Origin of the sequence: Sphingobacterium alimentarium (genome assembly GCF_004342685.1) — a bacterium.
In the GTDB taxonomy this organism is placed as follows: Bacteria; Bacteroidota; Bacteroidia; order Sphingobacteriales; family Sphingobacteriaceae; genus Sphingobacterium; species Sphingobacterium alimentarium.
In genome coordinates, this window is sequence record NZ_SMBZ01000075.1 from 1 (window position 1) to 7,720 (window position 7,720).

The window sequence follows — 7,720 nt, forward strand, 5'->3', positions numbered from 1 at the left end:
ACACAAACACACGAGTAGATGAACTGTTAGAACAACTTCTTGACCGTCAGAACCTAAATGCTGCCTACCTCCAAGTGGTCGGTAATGGTGGTGCTGGAGGTATCGATAAGATGGGCGTCGAATCCCTTGTGGATTATCTTAGAGAGCATAAGGAGAAACTTTTAACATCCATCAAGCAAGGGAGTTACTACCCTTCTGCAGTAAGACGTGTTGAAATTCCTAAAGACAATGGGTCAACGCGAATGCTGGGCATCCCAACAATAGTTGATCGGCTCATCCAACAGGGTATCAGTCAAATCCTGACACCAATCTACGAACCTGAATTCAGTGACCACAGCTATGGTTTTCGTCCGGGTCGCAACGCGCATCAAGCGCTTCTCAAATGCAAGACATACATTCAACAGGGGTATAATTATTCCGTAGATATGGACTTAGAGAAGTTCTTCGATACGGTGAATCACAGTAAACTGATTGAATTATTATCACGCACGATCAAAGATGGAAGACTGATCTCACTTATCCATCGATACTTGAGAGCAGGTGTAGAAATAAACGGAAGGACTAAAGTAACTACAGAAGGTGTACCTCAAGGAGTCCCACTAAGCCCACTTTTGAGCAATATTATGCTTGATGAACTGGACAAAGAACTGGAATCTCGAGGACACAAATTTGTACGATACGCTGATGACCTTATGATACTTTGTCGTAGTAAACGGAGTGCCTGACGGGTTATGGAATCGATCACAAAATTTGTTGAAGGTAAGCTGATGCTTAAAGTCAATAAAGAGAAAAGCGTCGTTGGTCATGTATCCAAGATTAAATTTCTAGGCTACAGTTTCTACAATTACAGAGGGGAGTGGCGCTTACGTATTCACCCTAAAAGTCTAGGGAAGATTAAAGTATTAACCGGCCGTAGTCGGGGTTGGAGCGACGAACAGCGAATTCTCTACCTTAGGGAATACCTCACAGGCTGGATCCACTACTTTAAACTAGCGGACATGGAGTCGAGTCTGCGAAAAATGGATAAATGGTACCGTCGTCTAAGTATGGTCAAATGGAAACAATGGAAACGAATCAAGACTAAAATCACGAACCAGGTGCAACTAGGCGTGAGTAAGTACAAGGCGCAAGAATGGGCACATACAAGGAAAAGTTACTGGCACACAGCTAAAAGCTGGATACTGTCAATAACCCTTTCCAACGACTATCTTAAACAATTGGGATACCCATCTTTACTGGCAGAGTACACGCGAGTTCGTGTTACAACTTAGGGAAGCGCCGTATACCGAACGGTACGTACGGCGCTGTGGAAGGTCGGAACGGGAATTAATCCCGTTCCTCCTATCCGATTATTAAATAGTATATGAAAATTCTAGTATGTTCTCACTGTGCTATCCGCGTTGTCATTAATGTGTTGAGCCAATAGCGTAGTTTTTGCTGATTTCATTACTCTAGATGCATTCATGTAGTTTTGATTATCTGCATAAATGTAGACCATCGAACCATTCTTTATCGTATTGATAATGGGTTTTGTGACCTCTCTTGGAAGTGCCGGACAACCATAACTTCTGCCTAATCTACCTGTATTGTTAATAACAGACTGGCTGCAGTAATCTGCGCCATGAATTACCACAGCACGTGCCTTAGCCTGATCATTAATTCCTTTTTCAAGACCATCCAATACTAAGGAATAGCCATTGCCACCATAATAAGTATTGGCCGTACTATAGAATCCTAACGAACTCTGGTAAGAGCCATGACGGTTTGAGAAGGCTGTAGCGTATTTTTCACCACTATTGCGACCATGGGACACAATCGTATGGTATAATAGCTTTTTATTTTTTAAATCTATGACGTACATCCGTTTTTCTGTAGACGGAAGCGTAAAATCTATCACAGTTATGATGTCTTTGTTTTTAAACTCTAAACTTTCATAACCTATCATCGCTTGATCAAACGCATCAAAATTTAATTTGCCGCTCAGTCCAATTTCTTCATACAAAAGCTCAGCCGCTGATTTAGTTTCTTTTAAATCTGACTTAACTAAAGGTATTGGGGAATTGATACTGTCTGTAAGAGAGGTTGTTTGGTAATAGGTTGCTGCGGTTTGACTGATGATGGTTATACTGCCGACCAAAGTCATTAGCATGAGAAGCAATTTTGTTTTTTTCATAAGCACACTTTATCCATTCTGTATTACAAAGTTCGTAATCAGGATCTTATAAATGTGTTAATAAATGTTAATTTATCGTAAATGTTTAATCTATGACAATTACTAGCGAGGAATACGGCTTTACCCAATCGTAGATAAACTTGGAATGGGATGAAGCATTCCTTACACACATATGGGAGCGTGGGGTAGTGCCCAGACTCCAGCTGGTCTCTATAATTTGTCCTTTGGGATTATTCACAGGGATTCCGTGAATGTATGCTCCATTGGTAAAACGCGATGCCCATGGCGCAAATCCCTCTATGCTGGTAGTACCATCTTTATAATAATACATTTTCGGTTTTTGCTCCTGTACCAAAAACATACCAACAGGGGTTTCCATGGCATATGGGGGATTATGTTTTCCTGTGGTAGCTTTGTTCATACTGCGTACATACCAGGTGTCATCTACATGATCCAGCGCACAAATATTTTGATTGGTCACATCAACTACCACTATATGCTTGAATGATAGGGTGTCACCCAAGGCTTTAACATAGCGCTTAGGGATATCCCATTCTCCTTCAAAATTGGTAAGGCCTTTAACACGTACCATATCTAGTGTGTCGCTAGACAGGAGTTTGACCAATGACCCATCGCGGCCATAAATGGAAGGTAGTTTTGTCTCATTGATTTGATAGAGCGGTGCCGATTGATAACGTTCGGTGCCCAAGGTGTCTGAAACTCTTTTGTAGGCATTTCGTTTGAAATTTGCTACAGTAGGAGCTTCGCCATGTTTATTTTTATAATTGGACACGAGTCCATATTGATTATGTTCACGCTGGAAATTTTCAATATATGCAAGCTTTTCTTTGATCTTATCCCATTGGAATACGCGAAACGTATCATTATAGGCATATTGATCTTCTAGTGTATATTTATCGTATTTTAATTCTTTCTCGAGTTTTATATCAGCTGCTGTAATAGGCTTCTTCTTGGCAGCTTCTTCCTGCTCTTTACGAACTTGCTCTATGCTATCTTGTTTTGCTTTTTCAATATCTTCAGCCGTCTGAAGGTTCTTGTTACGGTTGCAGGATATTATAAATAGTGTGGTAAATAGTAATAAATATATATTGCGCATAAAGCGTATAATTGATTTACATTGTGTGAAAAATCAAATATATCAAATTTAAATTACAGGGAATAATTTTGTTTCGATCTCCCGATTAAATAGTTGTAATTTTTCGAAAAAAGGTTTTGTTTGTAGATTTTCACTTATTAAAAAGGGGATATACACTACTTCATTAGTGACCGTGATAATCTTATAATAGCCAAATAAAATTCCATTATTCTTCTGTACGGCTTTGACCTCTTGAAGTGATTTAATGTCGTTTAAAATGTTGATATTTAGAATTTTATTGTTTTCTGATTGAACGCTAAGATTATGCGAATTGATATTGTAGGAGAGGTGTTGACTTTTGGCAATTTTAATATGATTATTCAATATAAAGAATTGTGCAATAAGATAGATGCTTATGGGCAGCATAATCAATGCAATCTTAAACTTACTGGCTAGAATAATCGTAATAAGCAGTAACCCAATTCCAATAGCAACGGTAAACAGTGTTTTTTGTACAAGTGATTTATACAGCGAAAGCGGGGCGACTATCTCAATCGTTTCTGTCGAAGCATTTAGACGCGATGATTCACCCAAAGACCCGAAGATCTTTAGCTTGCGGACGATTGAAAAAATAAGAATCGCCAGCAAAGCAACTATGATAATCACTTTTATCATCAGGATAGACTAATATTGTTCGTTTTCGTTTGGATAATTTTTTGATTTAACATCGGCTACATATTCTGCTGTAGCGGTGCTGATTATGTCGTAGATATTTGTATATTGACGTAAAAACTTAGGCTTAAAATCCTTCGTCATACCCAACATGTCATTCACCACCAACACTTGTCCATCACACCCATTTCCAGCGCCAATGCCGATTGTCGGGATTTCTAAGGATTGCGAAACTTCTTCTGCCAATTTCGCAGGTATTTTTTCCAATACCACAGCAAAACAACCTGCTTCTTGCAAAGCCAAAGCATCCGTGCGTAATTTTTCGGCTTCGGCTTCTTCCTTTGCTCGCACCCCGAAGTCACCAAATTTATAAATGGACTGTGGTGTAAGACCCAAGTGACCACAAACCGGGATACCTGCTTGCACTATCTTTTTTATGTTGTCGATAATTTCTACACCGCCTTCCAACTTCAATGCGTGCGCACCGGATTCCTTCATCATGCGCACAGCAGCTTCGTAAGCTTTTTCAACCGAACCTTGATATTCGCCAAATGGCAAATCAGCCAAAACCATTGCTCTTTTGGTGCCACGTGACACAGCAGCAGCGTGATATATCATGTTATCTAAAGTGATAGGTAATGTAGTTTCAAATCCAGCAAATACATTCGCCGCCGAATCGCCGACCAAAATGACATCAATACCTGCTTCATCCAATACGCGAGCCATAGAATAATCATAACTCGTAAGCATACTGATTTTTTCATTTCGTGCTTTCATGTCGCGTAATGCCGAGGTAGTGACGCGTTTGATAGTTTTGTGTACAGACATGGTTGTATGTTGTTTGATGCAAAATTATAAATAAAAATAGCTATCCCTTCATATTAATGAAAAATCCTTAAATAGGTTCCATACTCGCTTTGTTTTGTTATTTTTGCAGTATGACGCAAAACGAACACCGTTTATTTAAATTTCCAAAGTTTGAGGATCTTATAATTCATGAAGACGATAATCTGATTGTCATTAACAAACCGCCTTTTGTCGCTTCGCTAGACGAACGCGAGGGTGGAGATGTCAATATCTTACGCCTGGCCAAAAGATATTACGCAGATGCGCAAATCTGCCATCGTTTGGATAAAGATACATCCGGCGTGTTATTGATTGCAAAAAATCCAGAAACTTACCGTTTGGTATCAATCGAATTTGAAAAACGCCGTGTCAATAAGATTTATCATGCAATCATTCAAGGCACGCATGTTTTTAATGATTTGAAAGTGGATCTTCCGATTTTGAATCAGGGTAATAAAAATGTGAGCATAGATCGCGCGAATGGTAAAGCTGCCGAAACGATATTCAACAGTATTCAATATTTCAAAAACTATACATTGGTGGAATGCAAGCCTATAACAGGCCGTATGCACCAGATCCGTATACATTTGGCTACACAGCATGCTGCTATTGTTGGGGATGCGATGTATCGTGGCAAGCCTGTTTATTTGTCGCAAATTAAAAAAAGAGGCTTTACGATGTCCAAGGATCAAGACGAACTTCCAATTATGAAGCGCTTTGCTTTGCATTCCAAAAAAGTGGATTTCACTATTGATGGCAAGCATTACGAATTCGAAGCGGAGTACCCGAAAGATTTTGCTACTTTGCTGAAGCAATTGACAAAGTTTGATTCGTAAAAAATCTAGCTATGAACAACAAGGAAGGTAAGTCGCGGATTTGGAATTATGTACTGTGGGGTGTTCTCCTGGCTGTATTTCTTATCCCACAAAGCCGTATATTCTTACAACAACAGTTGATGAAGTTAGGTTTTTTTAAACCTAAGTTAGAAACTGTGCAAGAACCAGCTCCTTCGGAGTCCACTACGGTGGAAACGGTAACGCCCGCAGCATCTTTCAAAGATGAAGCAGGAAATGTATATGATGTACCTCAATTGAAGGGAAAGGTTTTGTTCATTAACTTTTGGGCGACTTGGTGTCCTCCTTGCAAAGCAGAAATGCCATCCATTCAAGTGTTGTTCGACAAATTCAAGGATAATGACCAAGTTCAATTCTTTTTGGTTGAAATTGAAAATGATATACCGGGTGCAAATAAATTTTTGAAACAAGAAGACTTAACCTTACCGATTGTCTATCCAAATAGTGCTATTCCCCAACAATGGTTGTCTGGCGCTATTCCAACAACGGTGATATTGAATAAGAAGGGTGAGTTGGTGGGCAGAGAAGAAGGTATGCGAGATTATAGTGCAAAAACCGTTGAGGATTTTATCCAAAATCTTATAAATCAAGAATAATTTATGACTAGACAAGAGCTTATTAACCAGATCAAAGAAAAACGATCTTTTCTATGTGTAGGTTTAGATACAGATATAACTAAAATACCAGAACACTTACAGGAGGAAGAAGATCCTATCTTCGCTTTCAATAAAGCCATTATCGAGGCGACAGAGGATCTTTGTGTAGCCTATAAGCCCAATATTGCATTTTACGAGAGTTATGGCGTACGTGGCTGGCATGCGCTGCAAAAAACATGGCAGATACTGCCAAAACATTGTTTTAGCATAGCAGATGCCAAACGAGGAGATATTGGAAATACTTCCAAAATGTATGCGCAGGCATTTTTTGACAGGACTGTATCAGGTATGTCGTTTGATTCTATCACGATCGCACCTTATATGGGTAAGGACTCTGTAACGCCATTTTTGGATTTTGAGGGCAAATGGGCAATTGTTTTGGCGCTTACATCCAACGAAGGGTCTAAGGATTTTCAGAATTTCACCAATCATGAAGGTAAGCAGCTGTTCGAAGAAGTGATTGATAAGGTGAATCAATGGGGTGATACCGAAAATCTAATGTATGTCGTAGGAGCGACGCGCGGCGAAGCGTTTTTAGAGATTCGTAAACATGCGCCGGACCACTTCTTATTAGTGCCAGGTGTGGGAGCGCAGGGTGGTTCTTTGCAAGAAGTGTGCAAATATGGTATGAATAAGGATTGCGGATTACTGGTGAATAGCACACGTGGTATTATTTACGCCTCATCGGGCAAAGATTTTGCAGAACGCGCGCGCGAAGAAGCTATACTATTAAGGAATGAAATGGAAAGAGAACTAATCCATCACGGAATAATTTAATCTCCAAAAGAGCAAGCGCCAACTTTACAAGTTGGCGTTTCTTTTGTGATTTTTTGTTACAAATGCTTGATAATATGTACAGTATAAATTAAAATTCCCTATAAAATTTCTTTTCTCTTAGCAAAACAAGAATGAGGCTTCAAGTTTTTTAAATTTAATATAAAAGAAGTTTTAACTCTAATAAATATTTATCATTTTCTTTCTGTAACCACTCAGGTACTATAGAATAGCAATGCTGTAGAAAGCATCGAGGACAGATTGTGAGTTCTTAATACAAATGTCGGCAACAGATCTTATTGTCGCATAGTTTTGTGCTCCATTGTTCGATTTGAACATCCCAGATACTTTTTCCTGACTTCAGCAATGCGTCACCCAAATTAAGATTTCCAAAATTCATCTGAAAATAGATGGGCAATTTTCTTCTGATTTTGGGTGATAATCATTGTTTTGCTTACCGTTTGTCCAGTTTTTGGAAGTTTTATTTTTAGCGTAGTTACCGTTTTTGCAATTTCCAGTACTTTATCTACGCTCAGATCTGACTGATTTTTCTTTAATAAACGTTCCAATTCCTTGTAAACCTTATAAGCGACAAAACAGATGCATACATGCGCCTCTATTCGCTTTGGCGTAAAATGGAACATTGGCC

Annotated in this window: 9 protein-coding genes and 1 pseudogene; 5 read left to right on the top strand and 5 right to left on the bottom strand. The window is 39.1% G+C overall.

The window, feature by feature from the left end; translation table 11 throughout:
- Nucleotides 1-725: group II intron reverse transcriptase/maturase (gene ltrA / locus EDC17_RS17140; protein ID WP_207895799.1), on the top strand; the 725-nt coding region annotated here is incomplete at its 5' end.
- 6 nt (nucleotides 726-731) lie between these two features.
- Nucleotides 732-1,271: a group II intron maturase-specific domain-containing protein gene (locus EDC17_RS17145; protein WP_207895800.1), complete on the top strand. Its 540-nt coding sequence runs from the start codon at nucleotides 732-734 to the stop codon at nucleotides 1,269-1,271.
- Nucleotides 1,272-1,372: 101 nt separating this feature from the next.
- On the opposite strand, the gene EDC17_RS16195 is transcribed toward EDC17_RS17145, so the two are convergent.
- From EDC17_RS16195 to panB, 4 genes are all read right to left on the bottom strand, one after another.
- Complete coding sequence (locus EDC17_RS16195) at nucleotides 1,373-2,173, bottom strand: murein L,D-transpeptidase catalytic domain family protein (RefSeq protein ID WP_243646184.1); 801 nt, start codon at nucleotides 2,171-2,173, stop codon at nucleotides 1,373-1,375.
- An 85-nt stretch (nucleotides 2,174-2,258) separates the two neighbouring features.
- Nucleotides 2,259-3,290, bottom strand: a complete 1,032-nt coding sequence (locus EDC17_RS16200; RefSeq protein WP_132779226.1) for a L,D-transpeptidase — start codon at nucleotides 3,288-3,290, stop codon at nucleotides 2,259-2,261.
- 48 nt (nucleotides 3,291-3,338) lie between these two features.
- Complete coding sequence (locus EDC17_RS16205) at nucleotides 3,339-3,944, bottom strand: hypothetical protein (RefSeq protein WP_132779228.1); 606 nt, start codon at nucleotides 3,942-3,944, stop codon at nucleotides 3,339-3,341.
- 9 nt (nucleotides 3,945-3,953) lie between these two features.
- Nucleotides 3,954-4,769, bottom strand: coding sequence for a 3-methyl-2-oxobutanoate hydroxymethyltransferase (gene panB / locus EDC17_RS16210; RefSeq protein WP_132779230.1), 816 nt, complete (start codon nucleotides 4,767-4,769; stop codon nucleotides 3,954-3,956).
- A 110-nt stretch (nucleotides 4,770-4,879) separates the two neighbouring features.
- On the opposite strand from panB, the gene EDC17_RS16215 reads away from it, so the two are divergent.
- The 3 genes from EDC17_RS16215 to pyrF are packed head-to-tail and all read left to right on the top strand — an operon-like array spanning nucleotide 4,880 to nucleotide 7,074.
- Nucleotides 4,880-5,623 (top strand): RluA family pseudouridine synthase, encoded by a 744-nt coding sequence (locus EDC17_RS16215; protein ID WP_132779232.1) that lies wholly within the window; start codon nucleotides 4,880-4,882, stop codon nucleotides 5,621-5,623.
- An 11-nt stretch (nucleotides 5,624-5,634) separates the two neighbouring features.
- Nucleotides 5,635-6,237, top strand: coding sequence for a TlpA family protein disulfide reductase (locus EDC17_RS16220; protein ID WP_132779234.1), 603 nt, complete (start codon nucleotides 5,635-5,637; stop codon nucleotides 6,235-6,237).
- 3 nt (nucleotides 6,238-6,240) lie between these two features.
- On the top strand, nucleotides 6,241-7,074 hold the full coding sequence (gene pyrF, locus EDC17_RS16225; protein WP_132779236.1) for an orotidine-5'-phosphate decarboxylase: 834 nt from the start codon (nucleotides 6,241-6,243) through the stop codon (nucleotides 7,072-7,074).
- A 377-nt stretch (nucleotides 7,075-7,451) separates the two neighbouring features.
- On the opposite strand, the pseudogene EDC17_RS16940 reads toward pyrF, so the two are convergent.
- A pseudogene (locus EDC17_RS16940) lies at nucleotides 7,452-7,720 on the bottom strand (IS1634 family transposase); the annotation flags it as partial.

What these genes read in the sequence shown, in the direction of transcription:
- EDC17_RS17145 (WP_207895800.1), top strand. Translation starts at nt 732, where the DNA reads ATGGAATCGATCACAAAATTTGTTGAAGGTAAGCTGATGCTTAAAGTC.
- EDC17_RS16195 (WP_243646184.1), bottom strand. Translation starts at nt 2,173, where the DNA reads ATGAAAAAAACAAAATTGCTTCTCATGCTAATGACTTTGGTCGGCAGT.
- EDC17_RS16200 (WP_132779226.1), bottom strand. Translation starts at nt 3,290, where the DNA reads ATGCGCAATATATATTTATTACTATTTACCACACTATTTATAATATCC.
- EDC17_RS16205 (WP_132779228.1), bottom strand. Translation starts at nt 3,944, where the DNA reads ATGATAAAAGTGATTATCATAGTTGCTTTGCTGGCGATTCTTATTTTT.
- panB (WP_132779230.1), bottom strand. Translation starts at nt 4,769, where the DNA reads ATGTCTGTACACAAAACTATCAAACGCGTCACTACCTCGGCATTACGC.
- EDC17_RS16215 (WP_132779232.1), top strand. Translation starts at nt 4,880, where the DNA reads ATGACGCAAAACGAACACCGTTTATTTAAATTTCCAAAGTTTGAGGAT.
- EDC17_RS16220 (WP_132779234.1), top strand. Translation starts at nt 5,635, where the DNA reads ATGAACAACAAGGAAGGTAAGTCGCGGATTTGGAATTATGTACTGTGG.
- pyrF (WP_132779236.1), top strand. Translation starts at nt 6,241, where the DNA reads ATGACTAGACAAGAGCTTATTAACCAGATCAAAGAAAAACGATCTTTT.